Below are 19,925 nucleotides of genomic sequence, written 5' to 3' on the forward strand. Positions count from 1 at the left end.
GAAGTGAATACGTGCAACAGATAGCCCGCTCTGTCGCCCTGGCATTTAATAATCTGCCCCGACCCCACCGCGTTATGCTGGGGTCGCTTACTGTTCTGACACTGGCCGTCGCGGTATGGCGGCCTTACGTTTACCACCCTGACTCTGCGCCCATCGTCAAAACCATCGAACTGGAAAAGAGTGAAATTCGTTCGCTGCTGCCTGAGGCCAGCGAACCGATTGATCAGGCGGCGCAGGAAGATGAAGCGATCCCACAGGATGAGCTGGACGACAAAACGTCTGGCGAAGTGGGCGTGCATGAATATGTTGTCTCCACCGGCGATACGCTGAGCAGCATTTTGAATCAGTATGGCATTGATATGGGCGATATCAGCCGACTGGCCGCTGCGGATAAGGAACTCCGTAATCTGAAAATCGGCCAGCAGATCTCCTGGACGTTGACGCCGGACGGCGATTTGCAACGCCTGACCTGGGAAGTCTCACGCCGCGAAACGCGTACCTACGATCGTAGCGGAACGGGTTTCAAAATGAGCAGCGAAATGCAGCAGGGCGACTGGGTCAATAGCCTGATGAAAGGCACGGTTGGCGGAAGCTTTGTCGCCAGTGCGAAAGACGCCGGTTTGACCAGCGCAGAAGTCAGCTCCGTCATTAAAGCGATGCAGTGGCAGATGGACTTCCGTAAGTTGAAAAAAGGCGATGAGTTCTCTGTGTTGATGTCGCGTGAAATGCTGGATGGCAAACGTGAACAGAGTCAGCTTCTGGGCGTACGTCTGCGTTCAGATGGAAAAGATTATTACGCGATTCGCGCGGAAGACGGTAAGTTCTATGACCGAAACGGCACAGGGCTTGCGAAAGGATTCCTGCGCTTCCCGACGGCGAAGCAGTTCCGCATTTCGTCAAACTTTAATCCGCGTCGTCTGAACCCGGTGACCGGTCGCGTTGCGCCGCATAAAGGCGTCGATTTTGCGATGCCGCAAGGTACGCCCGTGCTGTCGGTTGGTGACGGCGAGGTCGTGGTAGCGAAACGCAGCGGCGCGGCAGGTTATTATGTCGCTATCCGTCACGGCCGTACTTACACCACGCGTTATATGCACCTGCGTAAGCTGCTGGTGAAACCTGGGCAAAAAGTGAAACGTGGCGATCGTATCGCGCTGTCAGGCAATACCGGGCGTTCTACCGGGCCGCATCTGCACTATGAAGTCTGGATTAACCAGCAGGCTGTTAACCCGCTGACGGCAAAACTGCCGCGTACCGAAGGGCTGACAGGTTCTGATCGCCGTGCTTATCTGGCGCAGGTCAAAGAAGTCCTGCCGCAGTTGCGCTTCGATTAATAAATATGCTTATGGAGCCGGTACGCGATGCGTACCGGCTTTTTTATTTTGTGTGGCGCACAGCGCGCCGCTACACTATCAACAGATTTACTTTTCGTGGCATCAAACACTGGAAAAGCATGGAAACGAAAAAAAATAACATTGAGTACATCCCTGAGTTTGAGAAATCTTTTCGTCATCCACGCTATTGGGGTGCCTGGCTGGGCGTGGCCGCAATGGCGGGTATTGCATTAACGCCCGCGTCGTTTCGCGATCCTTTACTGGCGAAGCTGGGACGTTTTGCCGGACGTCTGGGGAAAAGCGCCCGGCGTCGCGCGCTGATCAACTTATCTCTGTGTTTTCCTGAGTACAGCGAAGCAGAGCGTGAAGCTATTGTCGACAGAATGTTTGCGACCGCGCCACAGGCGATGACCATGATGGCTGAGCTGGCGATTCGTGGGCCTGAAAAACTGCAAAAGCGCGTCGACTGGCAGGGGCTGGAGATCATTGATGAGCTGCGGCGGAATAATGAAAAGGTGATCTTTCTGGTGCCGCACGGGTGGGGCGTGGATATTCCCGCGATGCTGATGGCGTCCCAGGGGCAGAAAATGGCGGCGATGTTCCATAACCAGGGCAACCCGGTATTTGACTATGTCTGGAACACGGTTCGTCGTCGTTTTGGCGGTCGTCTGCATGCGCGCAATGATGGCATCAAGCCGTTTATCCAGTCTGTCCGTCAGGGCTACTGGGGATACTATCTGCCGGATCAGGATCATGGCCCGGAACACAGTGAGTTTGTTGATTTCTTCGCAACCTACAAAGCGACGCTGCCAGCCATTGGTCGGTTAATGAAGGTGTGTCGTGCTCGCGTGGTGCCGCTTTTCCCGGTTTATGATGGTAAAACGCACCGTCTGACCATCCTGGTGCGACCGCCGATGGACGATCTTCTGACTGCGGATGACCACACTATCGCCAGACGGATGAACGAAGAGGTGGAGATTTTTGTCAGACCGCATCCTGAGCAATATACCTGGATTCTGAAACTGCTCAAAACCCGCAAACCGGGTGAAATTCAGCCGTATAAGCGCAAAGAGTGGTATCCCATCAAATAAAAAAAGCCTCTCGTCAGAGAGGCTTTTTTGTTACCCGGCCTGTAAGCCTGATAAGCGAAGCGCCATCAGGCTTATCACCAACGATTACTCGACGGTCAGGATACGCGTGGTATTGGTGGAGCCGATGGTGCTCATCACGTCGCCCTGGGTCACGATAACCAGATCGCCCGAAACCAGATAGCCTTTATCGCGCAGCAGGTTAACCGCTTCGCTTGCCGCAACAACGCCGTCCGCCGCGCTGTCAAAGTGAACCGGCGTAACGCCACGGTAAAGAGAGGTCAGGTTGAGCGTGCGTTCATGGCGGGACATGGCGAAAATCGGCAGGCCGGAACTGATACGCGAAGTCATCAGCGCCGTACGACCGGATTCGGTCATGGAGATAATCGCCGTTACCCCTTTCAGGTGGTTCGCCGCATACATGGCGGACATTGCGATCGCTTCTTCAACGTTGTCGAACTGGACATCCAGGCGGTGTTTAGAGACATTGATGCTCGGGATCTTTTCTGCGCCCAGGCAAACGCGCGCCATTGCCGCAACGGTTTCTGCCGGGTATTGTCCTGCCGCCGTTTCTGCCGACAGCATGACGGCGTCGGTGCCGTCCAGCACGGCGTTCGCCACGTCCATCACTTCCGCGCGGGTCGGCATTGGGTTGGTGATCATCGATTCCATCATCTGCGTGGCGGTAATCACCGCACGATTCAACTGACGAGCGCGGCGAATCAGCGCTTTTTGAATCCCGACCAGTTCAGGATCGCCAATCTCAACGCCGAGGTCGCCACGCGCAACCATCACCACGTCTGATGCAAGAATAATGTCGTCCATTGCGTTCTGGTCGCAGACGGCTTCCGCGCGTTCTACTTTCGCGACGATTTTGGCGTCGCAACCTGCATCGCGCGCCAGGCGACGCGCATAATTCAGATCTTCGCCGCAGCGCGGGAAGGAGACAGCCAGATAATCCACGCCGATCTGCGCTGCGGTAACGATATCCGCTTTATCTTTCTCGGTCAGCGCTTCGGCGGAGAGACCGCCGCCCAGCTTGTTGATCCCTTTATTGTTAGAGAGCGGGCCGCCGACGGTCACTTCGGTGAAGACTTTCATGCCCTGAACTTCCAGCACTTTTAGCTGTACGCGACCATCATCAAGCAGCAGGATGTCGCCAGGCACGACGTCAGCAGGCAGGCCTTTATAATCAATACCGACTTTATCTTTGTCGCCTTCGCCTTTGCCCAGGTTGGCATCAAGAAGGAATTTATCGCCGATATTGAGGAAAACTTTGCCTTCTTTAAAGGTGGATACACGAATTTTTGGCCCCTGGAGGTCACCCAGAATCGCCACATGACGCCCCAGTTTGGCGGCAATCTCACGAACTTTATCCGCGCGCACTTTGTGATCTTCCGGCGTGCCGTGAGAGAAGTTCATACGTACGACGTTCGCGCCAGCAGCGATAATCTTTTCAAGGTTGTTATCGCGGTCAGTTGCCGGGCCTAACGTGGTAACGATTTTGGTTCTGCGAAGCCTTCTGGACATGTAATACTCCGTTGACTGAAACAACTTGGTGTTGCGTGAACATTGATCCGGTCGTTCTGAGACCTTAACGGTTAAGAATGAACGTATCCGAATGACGAAAAGGATAGAACATTGTTATTGCTTTTAGCTGTCATTACTCTTGATGAGTAATTCTTTATCAAAACGCGATTCCTTGAGCGCTTCCTTGACACGCTTCAAGTTATCTCTGAATTTTGCCCCACGACGCAAAGTAAATCCTGTTGCCAGCACATCTATCACGGTCAGTTGAGCAAGTCGAGAGATCATGGGCATATAAATGTCAGTATCTTCCGGCACATCAAGGGTAATTGCCAGCGTTGCTTCTCGTGCCAGCGGCGTTCCGGCAGAGGTTAGCGCAATCACCATCGCATCGTTTTCGCGCGCCAGCTGCGCCAATTCCACCAGACTTTTGGTTCGGCCGGTGTGGGAAATGAGCACGACCACGTCATCATCGCTACAATTCATACAACTCATACGTTGCAGGACAATGTCGTCGGAGTAGATCACCGGCACGTTGAAGCGAAAAAACTTGTTCATGGCGTCGTGCGCCACGGCCGCAGAGGAACCCAGGCCAAAAAAGGCGATTTTCTTCGCCTGGGTGAGCAAATCGACGGCACGGTTTATCGCAGATTTATCCAGCGACTGGCGAACGTGGTCCAGACTGGCCATCGCAGACTCGAAGATTTTCCCCGTATAGGACTCAACGCTGTCATCTTCATCCACATTGCGATTAACATAAGGGGTACCATTCGCCAGACTTTGTGCCAGATGCAGTTTAAAATCAGGGAAGCCGCGCGTATCCATGCTGCGGCAAAAACGGTTCACGGTAGGCTCACTGACGTTCGCTTCCTGGGCCAGCGTAGCAATACTTGAATGAATCGCGCGGTCGGGGGAGGCAACGATAACATCGGCTACTTTACGTTCTGACTTGCTCAAATGTTCCAGTTGAGACTGGATTTTTTCTAGCATATTCATGATGTAGAAAAGCTCACAGTTAATAACGATTTCAATGGTGTGAGAAATCGAGATGCGATTTTGTTAGATATTACCCCTGAGCATCCGGGAAGGGGGCAAAATGGATAGAATAGTTGTTGTTTTTTTTCATTACATGATCGGTGTCTGATTTTAGCTGTCTGTCACATGTACGAAAACGACAATTTTTTTATCTGTTTTACGGCTATTTACCGCGGGAAAACCGAAGATCGCCCGAATCGCACGGGTGGATAAGCGTTTACAGTTTCGGGATTCACGTAAAAGCAGTACAGTGCATTGTAATAAAATTACAACTATACCCTGGCAAAAGCACCGGGATATTTAACTGAGGAGAATGACATGGCGGTAACGCAAACAGCCCAGGCATGTGACCTGGTCATTTTCGGCGCGAAAGGCGACCTGGCGCGCCGAAAATTGCTGCCTTCCCTGTATCAACTGGAGAAAGCCGGTCAGATTAACCCGGATACCCGTATTATCGGGGTGGGTCGCGCGGACTGGGACAAAGATGCCTATACCAAAGTGGTTCGCGAAGCGCTCGAAACCTTCATGAAAGAAAAGATTGATGAAGGCTTGTGGGATACCCTGAGCGGCCGTCTGGATTTTTGCAATCTGGACGTTAACGACACTGAGGCGTTCGGTCGCCTGGGGGCCATGCTGGATCAAAAATCGCGCACCACCATTAACTATTTTGCGATGCCGCCGAGCACCTTTGGCGCCATCTGTAAAGGTCTGGGTGAAGCGAAGCTGAACGCTAAACCGGCTCGCGTGGTAATGGAAAAACCGCTGGGCACCTCGCTGGCGACCTCGCGTGAAATCAACGATCAGGTAGGCGAGTACTTTGAAGAGTGCCAGGTTTACCGTATCGACCACTATCTGGGCAAAGAGACCGTTCTTAACCTGCTGGCGCTGCGTTTTGCCAACTCGCTGTTCGTGAATAACTGGGACAACCGCACGATTGATCATGTGGAAATTACCGTTGCGGAAGAGGTGGGTATTGAAGGTCGCTGGGGCTACTTCGACCAGGCGGGCCAGATGCGCGACATGATCCAGAACCACCTGCTGCAAATTCTGTGCATGATTGCGATGTCGCCGCCGTCCGATCTGACGGCCGACAGCATTCGCGATGAGAAAGTGAAAGTGCTGAAGTCGCTGCGCCGCATCGATCGCTCGAACGTGCGCGAGAAAACGGTTCGCGGGCAATACACCACCGGTTTTGCTCAGGGCAAAAAAGTGCCGGGCTACCTCGAAGAAGAGGGAGCGAACAAGAGCAGCAACACCGAGACCTTTGTGGCGATTCGCGTGGACATCGACAACTGGCGCTGGGCGGGCGTACCGTTCTACCTGCGCACCGGTAAACGTTTGCCGACCAAATGCTCTGAGGTTGTCGTCTACTTCAAGACGCCTGAGCTGAACCTGTTCAAAGAATCCTGGCAGGATCTGCCGCAGAACAAGCTGACCATCCGTCTGCAACCTGATGAAGGTGTGGATATCCAGGTGCTTAACAAAGTGCCGGGTCTGGATCACAAACACAATTTGCAGATCACCAAGCTGGATCTGAGCTACTCCGAAACCTTCAATCAAACGCATCTGGCGGATGCTTACGAGCGTCTGTTGCTGGAAACCATGCGCGGTATTCAGGCGCTGTTCGTGCGTCGTGATGAAGTTGAAGAGGCCTGGAAGTGGGTGGACTCCATCACTGAAGCCTGGGAAATGGATAATGATGCGCCAAAACCGTATCAGGCGGGGACCTGGGGGCCGGTCGCTTCGGTGGCGATGATCACCCGTGATGGCCGTTCCTGGAATGAGTTTGAGTAAAATTCCATCTAGCCCATAGGTGTTATTTTACCGGTAACATGATCTAACACAGATTGTAGAACAATTTTTGCACTTTTAAGCCTCGCGTGGATTCACCCGCGGGGCTTTTTTTATTACACTGCCGGAAGTGATTTTGCCCCAGTGCGCCATATAACAAGCGATTCAGCAATATTTAACCTTACTGAAACTCTTTGTTAATCGGCAGCATAGACAAATAAATTTCAGGAGCCTCTATGAATCCAGATTTGTTACGCGTAACAAAACGCATTGTCGAACGCTCGCGTGAGACACGTTCTGCCTACCTCGCCCGTATTGAACAAGCGAGAACATCCACTGTTCATCGCTCGCAGCTGGCATGCGGTAACCTGGCGCACGGCTTTGCCGCCTGCCAGCCTGACGACAAAGCGTCACTGAAGAGCATGTTGCGTAACAATATCGGGATCATCACCTCTTACAACGACATGCTTTCCGCTCATCAGCCGTATGAGCACTATCCCGAGATCATCCGCAAAGCGCTGCATTCTGCGAATGCGGTAGGCCAGGTCGCCGGCGGCGTTCCTGCGATGTGTGATGGCGTGACGCAGGGGCAGGACGGTATGGAGCTTTCTCTGCTGAGCCGCGAAGTGATCGCAATGTCGGCGGCGGTGGGGCTGTCTCATAATATGTTTGATGGCGCGCTGTTCCTTGGCGTGTGTGACAAAATCGTCCCCGGTCTGGCGATGGCGGCGCTGTCATTTGGCCACCTGCCGTCTGTTTTCGTGCCTTCCGGCCCGATGGCAAGCGGTCTGCCTAATAAAGAAAAAGTGCGTATCCGCCAGTTATATGCGGAAGGGAAGGTCGATCGCATGGCGCTGCTGGAATCTGAGGCGGCCTCTTACCACGCGCCAGGCACCTGTACGTTCTACGGCACCGCCAACACCAACCAGATGGTGGTGGAGTTCATGGGGATGCAGTTGCCCGGCTCATCCTTTGTTCACCCGGACGCGCCGTTGCGTGAAGCGCTGACCGCTGCCGCCGCGCGCCAGGTGACGCGCCTGACCGGTAACGGCAACGAATGGATGCCGATCGGTAAGATGATTGATGAAAAAGTGGTCGTGAACGGCATTGTGGCGCTGCTGGCAACCGGCGGTTCAACCAATCACACCATACACCTCGTCGCGATGGCGCGGGCGGCAGGCATCCTGATTAACTGGGATGACTTCTCCGATCTGTCGGAAATCGTACCGTTGATGGCGCGTCTGTATCCGAATGGCCCGGCAGATATTAACCACTTCCAGGCGGCAGGCGGCGTACCGGCACTGATGCGTGAACTGCTGAATGCGGGACTGTTGCATGAAGATGTGAATACCGTGGCGGGTTTTGGTCTGTCTCGCTATACCTTCGAACCGTGGCTGAACAACGGCGAGCTGGACTGGCGCGAAGGGGTGGCGAAATCCCTGGACAGCAATGTGATTGCCACCTTTGATAAACCGTTCTCCCACCATGGCGGAACGAAAGTGCTGAGCGGCAACCTTGGCCGCGCGGTCATGAAAACGTCTGCGGTGCCGGTTGAAAATCAAATTATTGAAGCGCCAGCGGTTGTTTTTGAAAGTCAGCATGATGTTTTACCGGCTTTTGAAGCGGGTCTGCTTGACCGCGATTGCGTGGTGGTTGTGCGCCATCAGGGACCAAAAGCGAACGGAATGCCAGAATTACATAAACTCATGCCGCCACTTGGTGTATTATTGGACCGTTGTTTCAAAATTGCGTTAGTTACCGATGGACGGCTTTCCGGTGCTTCAGGTAAAGTGCCTTCAGCAATCCATGTAACCCCGGAAGCCTATGATGGCGGGCTGCTGGCGAAAGTACGCGATGGCGATATTATTCGTGTGAATGGACAGACAGGCGAACTGACGCTGCTGGTTGATGATGCGGAACTTGCCGCTCGCCAGCCTCACATTCCTGACCTGAGCGCATCGCGCATCGGTACAGGCCGTGAGATGTTCAGCGCGTTGCGTGAAAAACTGTCCGGCGCCGAGCAGGGCGCAACCTGTATGACGTTTTAAGACGACAAATTTTGTACTCAGGCGAGAGAAAACTCTGATGAAAAACTGGAAAACAAGTGCAGAAGCAATCCTGACCACAGGCCCGGTTGTACCGGTGATCGTGGTGAACAAACTGGAACACGCGGTGCCGATGGCAAAAGCGCTGGTTGCAGGCGGTGTGCGCGTTCTGGAAGTGACTTTACGTACCGCGTGTGCGATGGATGCCATCCGCGCTATCGCGAAAGAAGTGCCGGAAGCGATCATCGGTGCGGGTACGGTTCTGAACGCGCAACAGCTGGCGGAAGTGACGGAAGCGGGCGCGCAGTTTGCTATCAGCCCGGGCCTGACGGAGCCTCTGCTGAAAGCGGCGACCGAAGGCACCATTCCGCTGATTCCAGGTATCAGCACTGTTTCCGAACTGATGCTGGGTATGGACTACGGCCTGAAAGAGTTCAAATTCTTCCCGGCGGAAGCTAACGGCGGCACCAAAGCGTTGCAGGCGATCGCAGGTCCGTTCTCTCAGGTACGCTTCTGCCCGACTGGCGGTATCTCTCCGGCGAACTACCGTGACTACCTGGCGCTGAAAAGCGTTCTGTGTATCGGGGGTTCCTGGCTGGTTCCGGCTGACGCGCTGGAAGCGGGGGACTATGATCGCATCACGAAACTGGCTCGCGAAGCGGTAGAAGGCGCGAAACAGTAAGCCCAAATGCCCGGTGGCGCCGACGCTTACCGGGCCTACGTTTTATAGGGTTGTAGGCCGGATAAGCGCAGCGCCATCCGGCATTTTTTTACCCCGCGACTTTCACCTGCGCCGCCGCGTATTTTGCACGCTCAACGGCCTCTTCGACGCGTTCCGCTGTCGCCAGCGCGACGCCTAACCGACGAGTTCCGTCGATGTCCGGCTTGCCGAAGAACCGCACCTGTAAACCCGCTCCGACGGCCGCTTGTACATTATCAAACGTTACATTCTGACTGGTGAGCGTCGGTAAAATAACGGCGGACGCGGCAGGGCCATACTGACGAATTTCGCCCACGGGCAGGCCGAGGAAAGCGCGAACGTGCAGGGCAAACTCTGACAGATCTTGCGAAATCAACGTCACCATGCCGGTATCATGCGGTCGCGGGGAGACTTCGCTAAAGACCACCTCATCGCCGCAGACAAAAAGCTCGACGCCAAATAACCCATAGCCGCCTAACGCCAGAACAACCTTGCGGGCGATCTCCTGCGCGCGCGCCAGCGCCAGATCGCTCATCTGCTGCGGTTGCCAGGATTCACGATAATCGCCGTCTTCCTGACGATGGCCGACAGGGGCGCAAAAATGGACGCCGTCTATGGCGCTGACGGTCAGCAGAGTGATTTCAAAATCGAATTTAACCACGCCTTCGACAATCACGCGCCCTGCGCCAGCGCGGCCGCCCTGCTGGGCATATTCCCATGCCTGCGACAGTTGGTCGGCGCTACGGATGAAACTCTGTCCTTTACCGGAAGAGCTCATCACCGGCTTCACAATGCAGGGAAAACCGATCTCCGCCACCGCCTCGCGAAAACGTTCTTCGCTGTCGGCAAAACGGAAAGAAGAGGTCGGCAACGCCAGCTCTTCTGCCGCCAGACGACGGATGCCTTCACGGTTCATCGTCAGTTGCGTCGCCCGGGCGCAAGGCACCACATTCAGTCCTTCCTGCTCCAGTTCTACCAGCATGTCCGTCGCGATAGCTTCAATTTCCGGCACAATGAAATGCGGCTTTTCGCGTTCAACCACGCGGCGCAGCGCTTCGCCATCCAGCATATTGATGACGTGTGAACGGTGGGCGACGTGCATCGCTGGCGCATCCGGGTAACGATCCACCGCGATAACTTCCACACCCAGGCGTTGGCATTCGATCGCCACTTCTTTTCCCAGTTCGCCTGAACCCAATAACATTACGCGCGTAGCCGCCGGACGCAGCGCGGTGCCTAATAACGTCATAAAATATATCCCCTGATTTAACTGGGCGCAGTATATACGAAAACGTTTGCGTCTGTCTTTATTGCCAGGTTGATTTCATTACTGAAAAGTAATATACTGTACATAATTACAGGTAATTGAGAGGCTGCAAAAATGGCGGTTGAAGTTAAATACGTGGTCATTCGGGAAGGTGAGGAAAAAATGTCGTTTACCAGCAAAAAGGACGCCGATGCGTATGACAAAATGCTTGATACGGCAGACCTGCTCGACACATGGCTTGAGCAGTCTCCGGTAGCGATGGAAGACGAACAGCGCGAAGCGCTTTCTCTGTGGCTGGCTGAACAAAAAGACGTATTGAGCACGATCCTGAAAACCGGCAAATTGCCGTCGCCGCAGGTGGTTAAAAGCGATGCGACGACGGAGGATGACACGCAAGCGGCCTGAGTCTGACTTGCGCTCCTGACGTTTTGTACCATGCTTTTTCCTGAATCATTGTGCTATGCCCGTGGATTTCGCGTTGCAAACATGCAGCCTGAAAGACGAAGGAGATATAAGGAGAAAAAGTATGAATAAAAAAAGAGGAGCGCTGTTGAGCCTGCTGTTGTTGTCCGCCAGCGTATCGGTCTTCGCTGCCGATACGGCCAGCAAATCGGTGAAATTCCCGACCTGTGAAGGGCTGAACGCTGATGGGATCGCCGCCAGCGTGAAGCGCGATTATCAGCAAAACCGTATCGTACGTTGGGCTGATGACCAAAAAAAGGTCGGACAGGCGAATCCGGTAGTGTGGGTCAACACTCAGGATATTACCGGCAAAGAGGGTAACTGGACGGTTCCTCTGACTGTTCGCGGGAAAAGTGCCGATCTTCATTATCTGGTAAAGGTTGATTGCAAAGCCGGAACCGCGGAATACCAGCCCCGCTAATGGCAAATTTGCGCATCTTTTGCTGAATTAGACACTTCCTGACATCCCCTCAAGTACGCTTTGACGATTCATCGTTTGTATTTGAGGGGTAAAATGGCTAACTGGCTAAACCAATTACAATCTCTTCTCGGGCAAAACGGAGCCTCTGCATCTTCTTCAGGCGAACAAGGGCTGAGTAAACTGCTGGTTCCCGGCGCGTTAGGCGGTCTGGCCGGTTTACTGGTCGCCAATAAATCTTCCCGTAAGTTACTGACTAAATATGGCACCAGCGCCCTGTTGGTTGGCGGAGGCGCGGTGGCAGGCACCGTCTTATGGAACAAATACAAAGAGAGGGTACGTGCTGCGCATCAGGATGAGCCGCAATTCGGCGCGCAGAGTTCGCCGCTAGACCAACGAACCGAGCGGTTGATCCTCGCCCTGGTGTTTGCGGCGAAAAGCGACGGGCATATTGATAGCCAGGAGCGTGCAGCCATCGAACGCCAGTTGCGCGAAGCTGGGGTGGAAGAGCAGGGACGTGTGCTTATCGAACAGGCGATTGAACAGCCGCTCGATCCGCAGCGTCTGGCGCAAGGTATCCGTAATGAGGAAGAGGCGCTGGAAATCTACTTCCTGAGCTGTGCCGCCATTGATATCGACCATTTTATGGAGCGCAGTTATCTGAATGCGTTGGGCGATGCGCTGAAAATTCCTCAGGATGTGCGGGACGGCATCGAGCAGGATCTGCAACAGCAAAAGCAGGCTCTGCCAGGCTAACGTAACCCCTGCGTAGCATGTTTCGCTTGCATCGTGCGTGACTTTTGCCACCCTTATAGGGTGTTTAAAGACAAAAGAACAAAGACATGCTACCAAAAGCCACCCGTATTCCGCACACCATGACGTTGCATGGCGACACCCGTGTCGATAACTATTATTGGCTGCGAGACGACTCCCGCTCGCAGCCTGATGTCCTTGACTATCTGCATCAGGAAAACGCCTATGGACATCAGGTCATGGCGTCACAGCAGGCGTTACAGGATCGCGTGCTGAAAGAGATTATCGATCGCATTCCGCCCAGAGATGTTTCCGCACCTTACGTCAAAAATGGTTATCGCTACCGGCAGATTTATGAGCCAGGGTGTGAATATGCTATTTACCAACGCCAGCCGGCGCGAAGTGAAGAGTCGGATGCGTGGGATTTATTGCTGGATGCGAATCAGCGAGCGGCCCACAGCGAGTTTTATACCCTCGGTGGAATGGCCATTACGCCGGACAACACCATCATGGCGCTGGCGGAAGATTATCTTTCCCGTCGTCAGTATGGGCTGCGTTTTCGTAATCTTGAAAGCGGTAACTGGTACCCGGAACTGCTGGATAACGTAGCGCCAGAGTTTGTCTGGGCGAATGATTCGCTGACGCTTTACTACGTGCGTAAACACAGCACCACGTTGCTGCCTTACCAGGTATGGCGCCATACCGTGGGCACGCCGGCCACGCAGGATCAACTGGTCTATGAAGAAAAGGACGACGCTTTTTACGTCAGTTTGCACAAAACCACCTCTCAGCATTATGTGGTGATCCATCTTGCCAGTGCGACCACCAGTGAAGTGCTGTTGCTGGATGCTGAACTGGCCGATGCGGAACCCTTCTCGTTTTTACCACGGCGTAAAGATCATGAATACAGTCTCGATCATTACCAGCATAAGTTTTATCTGCGTTCCAATCGCCACGGAAAAAACTTTGGTCTGTATCGTAGCCGGGTACGTGATGAAAATGCCTGGGAAGAGCTGATTGCGCCGCGCGAGAGCATCATGCTGGAAGGGTTTACCCTTTTTACCGACTGGCTGGTGGTGGAAGAACGCCAGCGTGGTTTGACCAGCCTGCGGCAGATTAACCGTAAAACGCGTGAAGTTACGGGGATTGCGTTCGACGATCCGGCCTACGTCACCTGGCTTGCCTATAACCCTGAACCGGAAACGTCCCGCTTACGTTATGGTTATTCATCGATGACGACGCCGGACACCTTGTTTGAGCTGGATATGGATACCGGCGAGCGGCGCGTGCTCAAACAAACGGATGTGCCGGGATTTGACGCTGCGAATTATCAGAGCGAGCACCTGTGGATTGTCGCCCGGGATGGCGTAGAGGTTCCGGTTTCGCTGGTTTACCATCGAAAACATTTCCGCAAGGGGCAAAATCCGCTGCTTGTCTACGGCTACGGTTCCTATGGCGCCAGCATGGATGCCGATTTCAGCAGCAGTCGGTTAAGTTTGCTGGATCGCGGGTTTGTTTACGCCATCGTGCATGTTCGCGGCGGCGGTGAGTTAGGTCATCAGTGGTATGAAGACGGTAAGTTTCTGAAAAAGAAAAATACGTTTAATGACTATCTTGATGCCTGCGACGCGTTGCTGAAACTGGGCTACGGCTCGCCTTCATTTTGCTATGGCATGGGCGGCAGCGCGGGCGGCATGTTGATGGGCGTCGCGATTAACGAACGTCCTGAACTTTTTCATGGCGTCATCGCGCAGGTGCCGTTTGTTGACGTCCTGACGACAATGCTTGATGAATCTATCCCTTTAACCACGGGAGAGTTCGAAGAGTGGGGAAATCCGCAGGATGTGGAATACTACGCGTATATGAAAAGCTACAGTCCGTACGACAACGTCACCGCGCAGGACTATCCGCATCTTCTGGTTACCACCGGGTTACATGATTCGCAGGTGCAATACTGGGAACCCGCCAAATGGGTCGCTAAACTGCGCGAACTGAAAACGGATGACCACCTGCTGTTGCTGTGTACGGATATGGATTCCGGGCATGGCGGGAAGTCCGGGCGTTTTAAAGCGTATGAGGGAGTGGCGCTGGAATTCGCTTTTCTGATTGGTCTCGCTCAGGGCACGTTGCCAGGGCAGGCAGGCGCTCAGGCGTCGCTCAGATAGTGTTTAAGCGTTAAACGTAGCTCCGGGCTCATGTTGTCAAGGTTATTAAACAACCAGCGCAGATAGCCCGGATCGCGCTCGGCGACTTCAGAAACGGCTTTGCCGCGATATTTGCCAAACGTAAATGTCGTTAACAGGGCCGGGCGTCCGGTAATGTCGACCATTTGTTCCGCCGTCCAGCCTGACGTGTTCATAATATCGATCAGCAATGCCGCCGTGATATAGCAGTCATACAATGCGCGGTGATGATGAAGGCCGGGCGGTGTTTGCACGCTTAGCTTACGGGATTTGTAGAGCGCCATGTTGCTGTATTTGATCCCCGGCCATAACCGGCGGGACAGCTTCATGGTACAAATCCACTCTCCCGGCATCTCTGGCAGCACACGCCGGTCGAAACTGGCGTTATGCGCGACATACCATTCGCTTCCGTGATAGAGCGGAATGATATCTTCGATCCAGGGTTTATCGGCAACCATCGATTCACTGATACGGTGAATCGCCATCGCCTGTGGGCTGATGGGGCGGTCGGGACGAACCAGATGGCTCATTGGATTGACAATTCTCCCCGCCACCACATCGACAGAGGCAATCTCAACAATCCCGCCCTGTAGTCCGCAGGTTTCCGTATCTATAACTCGCAACATGGGGTGCTCCCGACCGAAAACACCTAGCGTAATGGAATGATATCGCCTTGCCAACCCCGTGTCGTATGCTGACCTGTTAACAACAGAGAACCGCTGTCCGCGCGGACAATGAGCTGGCCGCTTTCATCCCATAGCGCGCTGCTGCCTCCGGCGTTTGCCATCAACACGGCAATGGCGAAGCGATGCGAAAAACGTTGCAGCCGGGAGGTGGAGGTAAATAAATCATGTTCGCTGACGCACTGGCTGGTGGTGAATAACGAAAAGGCGGGATCGATATCAATGCCTTCCGGCTGCTCATCCATCACGCTTATCGTTTTCCGGTGGCGGGCCACGCAGGCGCCGTGGCTTTGATGAAAGATCAGCGGCGATGTCACCCAGGGGGCGAAAATGGCAATGCCTCTGACTAACTGGCCGTTATGCTCAACCGGCAGCCCGGCAATAATCGTCATGCGGTACGCGGATGCCGCATAAGCAAGCGGCTGTAATAAGGACTCATCGGGCGGGACAGGGAGCGCCTGCGCCGTATCGTTGCATCCGGTTAACGACAGGGAAGGGAATACCAGGAGTTCGCATTGCTGGCTGGCAGCAATCTCAACAAATTGCAGATGGTGCGCGACATGTTCTGCCAGCGTGGCGCGAGGTGGTTCATACTGCGCCGCCGCGATTTTCCAGTGTGACATAATGATTTCCTTTTCATAGTGTCTACAATCATCCTTAAATCTTAGTTTAAGAATGTACTTATACTGTAGCAACTCATGTGTAAGGAAGTGTAACGCTATATAAGTTTATTTAACTTTCGGTTCGTAAGGTAAGCGTGACAGGGAAACCGACGCCAGACGGTGGGCAATCAGACGTTCACGAAACCATTCGCGCAGGTGTTCTGGCTGTTCACGCTCAACGACTTCTGCCACGACGGGCATATTGTAACGCTCTTTAAACGCCACACCGGCTGCGGCCAGGTCAACGTTGATCTTATCCATGTCAGCTTGTTCAAGTTGAGCCAGGTTCGTTTGCATACGCTTCTCCTTATCATCAATGGCGCGCAAAAGTTACTAAGAGTGCGCCTCAATGGCAAGCCGGAAATGATGATTCTCGACTCGACCATTATAGAAGGTTATTCTCTGTAAATCAGACATAACAAAAAGGAATAATTGATATGGCTTCTACTGCACCTTCTTTGCGCTATGCTCTCCTTTTCCTCGCCTCAACGCTGGCGGCGCCTGCGGCCTGGGCACATGCGCATCTGACGCATCAATACCCGGCGGCTGACGCTGAGGTGACTGCCGCGCCGCAGGCATTGACGCTGAATTTCTCCGAAGGCATTGAGCCTGGCTTCAGCGGGGCGACGCTGACCGGGCCAAAGCAGGAAAGCATCAAAACGCGGCCTGCGAAGCGCAATGAGCAGGATGCGAAACAGCTCATTATTCCTCTGGATCAGACGCTTAATCCCGGAACCTATACGGTTAACTGGCATGTGGTGTCGGTTGACGGTCATAAGACAAAAGGGCAATACACCTTTAGCGTGAAGTAATCATGCTGACGTTTACCTGGGTAGCGCTTCGCTTTATCCATTTTAGCGCCATGATGCTGGTGTTTGGCTGCGCGTTATATGGCGCGTGGCTGGCGCCGGTTTCTGTTCGTCGCCTGATGACGCGCCGCTTTCTGCGCCTGCAACAGCACGCTGCCGTGTGGAGCTTTGTCAGCGCGACGCTGATGCTGGCGATCCAGGGTGGACTAATGGGGGCGGGCTGGCAGGACGTGATCTCGGTTTCGATATGGGGCGCAGTTTTACAGACCCAATTTGGCGGCGTATGGCTGTGGCAGATTATTCTCGCGCTTGTCACGTTGGCCATGACGCTGGTTGTGCCGAGAAATTTACCGCGTCTGCTGCTCATCCTGATGGTTGCCCAGTTTATGTTGCTGGCAGGCGTTGGCCACGCCACGCTGAATGATGGCGTGGTGGGCGCGGTACAGCAGATTAACCATGCGACTCATCTGGTGTGCGCTGCGGCCTGGTTTGGCGGCCTGCTGCCGGTTATCTACTGTATGCGCATGGCGCAAGGTCGCTGGCGACAACAGGCCATCGAAACAATGATGCGTTTCTCCCGCTATGGTCATCTGTTTGTCGCGGGCGTATTGTGCACCGGCATCGCAAATGTGCTTTTTATTACGGGGTTTTCCGCCCCCTGGCATACCGCGTACGGGCAGTTTCTTTTGTTAAAATGTGTCCTTGTCCTGCTAATGGTGGCAATTGCGCTAACGAACCGGTATGTTCTCGTACCACGTATGCGGCAGGAAAATCGCCGCGCGAATCTCTGGTTTATCTGGATGACTCAGATTGAATGGGGAATTGGAGCCGTTGTGCTGGCGATTGTCAGCCTGTTCGCAACCCTGGAACCCTTCTGATGGACTGGCAAAACTCATGAAAAAAATGATTCTCTCTCTGCTATTGTTGGCAAGTTCAGGCGCTGCGCTGGCGGCGCCTCAGGTTATCACCGTGAGCCGCTTTGAAGTGGGTAAAGACAAGTGGGCGTTTAACCGCGAAGAGGTGATGCTGACCTGCCGACCGGGCCATGCCCTGTATGTCATCAACCCGAGCACGCTGGTGCAATACCCGCTGAACGATGTTGCAGAGCAGCAAGTTGCAAGCGGCAAAACCAACGCGCAGGCTATCACCGTCATTCAGATTGACGATCCGGCAAAACCGGGTGAAAAAATGAGCCTGGCGCCGTTTATTGAACGCGCGGAAAAGCTCTGCTAATTACCAGAAGTATCTTTCTGATTTCCAATAAAAAACCGCAAGCCTCATGCAGAGGAACTTGCGGTTTTTTCGTTGTTGCGGCTGACAACGGTCGTTTTTTACCGGCCACTTTCGTCGTGGACTGGAAAACCTGGCGTCGTCATCTATTCTTAAAGGGCAAGGCGACTTAGCCTGCATTAATGCCAACTTTTAGCGCACGGCTCTCTCCCAAGAGCCATTTCCCTGGACCGAATACAGGAATCGTATTCGGTCTCTTTTTATTTTCCTTTTAAATCAGCGAGTTAAAAGGTTAGATCCGAAATTTTCCGAAATTTTTCCGAATTTCTATATTCCGGTCTTTTTCCGTTATACCACAACAAAACCTGACTTAACATTTTTTAAACAGAAAATCAGAGCATCATGTATGCTTTTTCATCACGCTCATCAAGGTACATCTTCGTAGTGGCTTCTGAAGTATGACCCAGAAGCTTCTGTGCAAACTCCTCGCCGTACGCGTCTTTATACAGCCTTCCAGATAAACTGCGGATTTCGTGAAAAGTGGGGGGATTGTCACTGAACTCCACGCCAGCCAGTTTTCTGGCGGCTACAAATTTCTTGGTTAGTCCGTCCGGGTGAATCCTTCCGTCCTGACTGTCCTTCCTGACCCCGGCGCTGATGAGGAAGTCAGTGGTTAATGAAAATGACGGGTTTACGGAGATGCTGTAAACTTCAGAAAACGATCATCATAAGTAGGATTCTGAGGCCTTTCTGGATGCGGATTCACACCATTGACTACATGAGGGGACTGATGGCTCTCTCAATTTTATTTTATCATCTTACTGCGTGGACAATAGGAACACCGCCATCTGAGACTCTTCTCGGCAAATTAGGTGTTTATGGTGTGTCTGTATTTTTTGTGATTAGTGGGATGTCGATGTATATTTCTTACAAATCAACTAAATGGACAACAACATCAATACTGTCATTCTTTGTACGTCGTTTTGGTCGATTGGCTCCAGTGTACTGGATAGCCCTCGCTCTGACGTTTTGTTATGCTGCATATGAAAACCGACCTCTCAAATTTACCAATACTGAAATTTGGCATAACATATTTTTAACTTTTGGTATTGCTGATTTTTCTAAATATATTGTTACAGGTGGTTGGTCTATTGGTAATGAGGTCGTATTTTACTTGTTCTTTCCTGCATTAATTGTTATTGCGCCATTTAAAAAGTTCTTTCTATTAGCTAATGCAGTGATAATGTATGTGTATATTTATTATTGCTTCGTTGTCATCTCTCCATATCATACACTTGGCGCTCAGTGGGTAGCTTATATTCATCCGTTTAATCAGGCATTTCTCTTTTCGTCTGGCATAGTTTTGGCCTGGCTTACGTACACATTCGGTTTCAGTAAGAATCAAAAACTGATGTGGGCTTTACTGCTTATCTCCTGCATTGCCTTCATTCTGTACCCTGTTCGCGGAGATCAAATAACAATTATCAGCGAATGGAATCGACTCTGTATCACTGGACTCATTCTTGCTACATGTTATGCATTGCTGAATTTGCGGGTCAACACACAAAACAGCATCACAAAATTACTTAGTTTCCTTGGGGATGTTTCATATCCTGTTTACCTTCTTCATGGGATATTTTTTATCATAGTAAACAAATATATCTGGGCTTTGTTAAATATTTCATCTAAAGAAATTGGGTTCGCCTTTTTTGTATTTGTCTTTACTCCTGTTTTGCTTGCATTATCATGGCTCGTGTTTGTATACATTGAGAAACCAGCAATTAACATAGTAAAACGCCTCACGTTTATTGAAAGGAAACAGTCAGTAACATTTCCGTCAGACATCCAGTAGTTAATCATTGTTAGAAAGAATAGATTATCTGTCCTATTGGTTTTATAGTGAAATGTTTTTTTGTTTAGTAATTAATGTGTTAGGTTTTA

At 52.5% G+C, this 19,925-nt stretch carries 19 protein-coding genes and 1 pseudogene; 13 read left to right on the forward strand and 7 right to left on the reverse strand.

The window, feature by feature from the left end:
- Positions 1–11 precede the first annotated feature (11 nt).
- Both mepM and lpxM read left to right on the forward strand, forming a co-directional pair.
- On the forward strand, positions 12–1,331 hold the full coding sequence (mepM, locus tag OGX80_RS19980; protein WP_115181538.1) for a murein DD-endopeptidase MepM: 1,320 nt from the start codon (positions 12–14) through the stop codon (positions 1,329–1,331).
- Between the two features lie 119 nt (positions 1,332–1,450).
- Positions 1,451–2,422: a lauroyl-Kdo(2)-lipid IV(A) myristoyltransferase gene (gene lpxM / locus OGX80_RS19985; RefSeq protein ID WP_058669451.1), complete on the forward strand. Its 972-nt coding sequence runs from the start codon at positions 1,451–1,453 to the stop codon at positions 2,420–2,422.
- Positions 2,423–2,506: 84 nt separating this feature from the next.
- On the opposite strand, the gene pyk is transcribed toward lpxM, so the two are convergent.
- Complete coding sequence (gene pyk / locus OGX80_RS19990) at positions 2,507–3,949, reverse strand: pyruvate kinase (RefSeq protein WP_012132007.1); 1,443 nt, start codon at positions 3,947–3,949, stop codon at positions 2,507–2,509.
- 123 nt (positions 3,950–4,072) lie between these two features.
- The gene (hexR, locus tag OGX80_RS19995; RefSeq protein WP_012132008.1) at positions 4,073–4,942 is read right to left on the reverse strand and encodes a DNA-binding transcriptional regulator HexR; all 870 of its coding nucleotides are present in this window, start codon (positions 4,940–4,942) and stop codon (positions 4,073–4,075) included.
- A 357-nt stretch (positions 4,943–5,299) separates the two neighbouring features.
- On the opposite strand from hexR, the gene zwf reads away from it, so the two are divergent.
- From zwf to kdgA, 3 genes are all read left to right on the forward strand, one after another.
- Positions 5,300–6,775 carry a glucose-6-phosphate dehydrogenase gene (zwf, locus tag OGX80_RS20000; protein ID WP_012132010.1) on the forward strand — a complete coding sequence of 492 codons (1,476 nt, stop codon included), beginning with the start codon at positions 5,300–5,302 and terminating at the stop codon, positions 6,773–6,775.
- A gap of 233 nt (positions 6,776–7,008) precedes the next feature.
- Positions 7,009–8,820 carry a phosphogluconate dehydratase gene (edd, locus tag OGX80_RS20005; protein ID WP_115181539.1) on the forward strand — a complete coding sequence of 604 codons (1,812 nt, stop codon included), beginning with the start codon at positions 7,009–7,011 and terminating at the stop codon, positions 8,818–8,820.
- Between the two features lie 37 nt (positions 8,821–8,857).
- Entirely contained in the window at positions 8,858–9,499 is a 642-nt protein-coding gene (kdgA, locus tag OGX80_RS20010; RefSeq protein ID WP_012132013.1) for a bifunctional 4-hydroxy-2-oxoglutarate aldolase/2-dehydro-3-deoxy-phosphogluconate aldolase, read from the forward strand.
- 88 nt (positions 9,500–9,587) lie between these two features.
- Here the strand turns inward: kdgA and purT are convergent, their stop codons facing one another.
- The gene (purT, locus tag OGX80_RS20015) at positions 9,588–10,766 is read right to left on the reverse strand and encodes a formate-dependent phosphoribosylglycinamide formyltransferase (protein ID WP_071258714.1); all 1,179 of its coding nucleotides are present in this window, start codon (positions 10,764–10,766) and stop codon (positions 9,588–9,590) included.
- 132 nt (positions 10,767–10,898) lie between these two features.
- Here purT and yebG point away from each other — a divergent pair, with 132 nt between their 5' ends.
- The 4 genes from yebG to ptrB all read left to right on the forward strand — a co-directional run bounded on the left by yebG (position 10,899) and on the right by ptrB (position 14,582).
- Positions 10,899–11,189 (forward strand): DNA damage-inducible protein YebG, encoded by a 291-nt coding sequence (yebG, locus tag OGX80_RS20020; RefSeq protein WP_012132015.1) that lies wholly within the window; start codon positions 10,899–10,901, stop codon positions 11,187–11,189.
- Between the two features lie 121 nt (positions 11,190–11,310).
- On the forward strand, positions 11,311–11,667 hold the full coding sequence (yebF, locus tag OGX80_RS20025) for a protein YebF (RefSeq protein ID WP_047463192.1): 357 nt from the start codon (positions 11,311–11,313) through the stop codon (positions 11,665–11,667).
- A 93-nt stretch (positions 11,668–11,760) separates the two neighbouring features.
- A complete protein-coding gene (locus tag OGX80_RS20030; RefSeq protein WP_049008841.1) occupies positions 11,761–12,420 on the forward strand; it encodes a tellurite resistance TerB family protein in 660 nt (219 codons plus the stop codon).
- An 86-nt stretch (positions 12,421–12,506) separates the two neighbouring features.
- Positions 12,507–14,582: an oligopeptidase B gene (gene ptrB, locus OGX80_RS20035; protein ID WP_115181540.1), complete on the forward strand. Its 2,076-nt coding sequence runs from the start codon at positions 12,507–12,509 to the stop codon at positions 14,580–14,582.
- On the opposite strand, the gene exoX is transcribed toward ptrB, so the two are convergent.
- From exoX to OGX80_RS20050, 3 genes are all read right to left on the reverse strand, one after another.
- Positions 14,564–15,226 carry an exodeoxyribonuclease X gene (gene exoX / locus OGX80_RS20040; protein WP_012132019.1) on the reverse strand — a complete coding sequence of 221 codons (663 nt, stop codon included), beginning with the start codon at positions 15,224–15,226 and terminating at the stop codon, positions 14,564–14,566. The two genes, ptrB and exoX, sit on opposite strands and share 19 nt — an antisense overlap.
- A 23-nt stretch (positions 15,227–15,249) precedes the next feature.
- Entirely contained in the window at positions 15,250–15,906 is a 657-nt protein-coding gene (locus OGX80_RS20045) for a carbon-nitrogen hydrolase family protein (protein WP_024130258.1), read from the reverse strand.
- 105 nt (positions 15,907–16,011) lie between these two features.
- On the reverse strand, positions 16,012–16,242 hold the full coding sequence (locus tag OGX80_RS20050; protein WP_024130259.1) for a DNA polymerase III subunit theta: 231 nt from the start codon (positions 16,240–16,242) through the stop codon (positions 16,012–16,014).
- A 140-nt stretch (positions 16,243–16,382) separates the two neighbouring features.
- On the opposite strand from OGX80_RS20050, the gene yobA reads away from it, so the two are divergent.
- From yobA to OGX80_RS20065, 3 genes are read left to right on the forward strand one after another with little or no spacing between them, the layout of a single operon-like run.
- Entirely contained in the window at positions 16,383–16,757 is a 375-nt protein-coding gene (gene yobA, locus OGX80_RS20055; protein WP_012132022.1) for a CopC domain-containing protein YobA, read from the forward strand.
- A complete protein-coding gene (copD, locus tag OGX80_RS20060; RefSeq protein WP_115181541.1) occupies positions 16,757–17,632 on the forward strand; it encodes a copper homeostasis membrane protein CopD in 876 nt (291 codons plus the stop codon). Before yobA ends, copD begins: the two co-directional genes overlap by 1 nt.
- A 16-nt stretch (positions 17,633–17,648) precedes the next feature.
- Complete coding sequence (locus tag OGX80_RS20065; RefSeq protein ID WP_012132024.1) at positions 17,649–17,987, forward strand: YebY family protein; 339 nt, start codon at positions 17,649–17,651, stop codon at positions 17,985–17,987.
- A gap of 389 nt (positions 17,988–18,376) precedes the next feature.
- Here the strand turns inward: OGX80_RS20065 and OGX80_RS20070 are convergent.
- A pseudogene (locus OGX80_RS20070) lies at positions 18,377–18,652 on the reverse strand (tyrosine-type recombinase/integrase); the annotation flags it as partial.
- Between the two features lie 86 nt (positions 18,653–18,738).
- Here OGX80_RS20070 and OGX80_RS20075 point away from each other — a divergent pair.
- Positions 18,739–19,836: an acyltransferase family protein gene (locus OGX80_RS20075; protein ID WP_115182329.1), complete on the forward strand. Its 1,098-nt coding sequence runs from the start codon at positions 18,739–18,741 to the stop codon at positions 19,834–19,836.
- Positions 19,837–19,925: the final 89 nt, after the last annotated feature.

The sequence above is a fragment of the Citrobacter sp. CK194 genome, assembly GCF_030333395.1.
Taxonomy (GTDB): domain Bacteria; phylum Pseudomonadota; class Gammaproteobacteria; order Enterobacterales; family Enterobacteriaceae; genus Citrobacter_B; species Citrobacter_B koseri.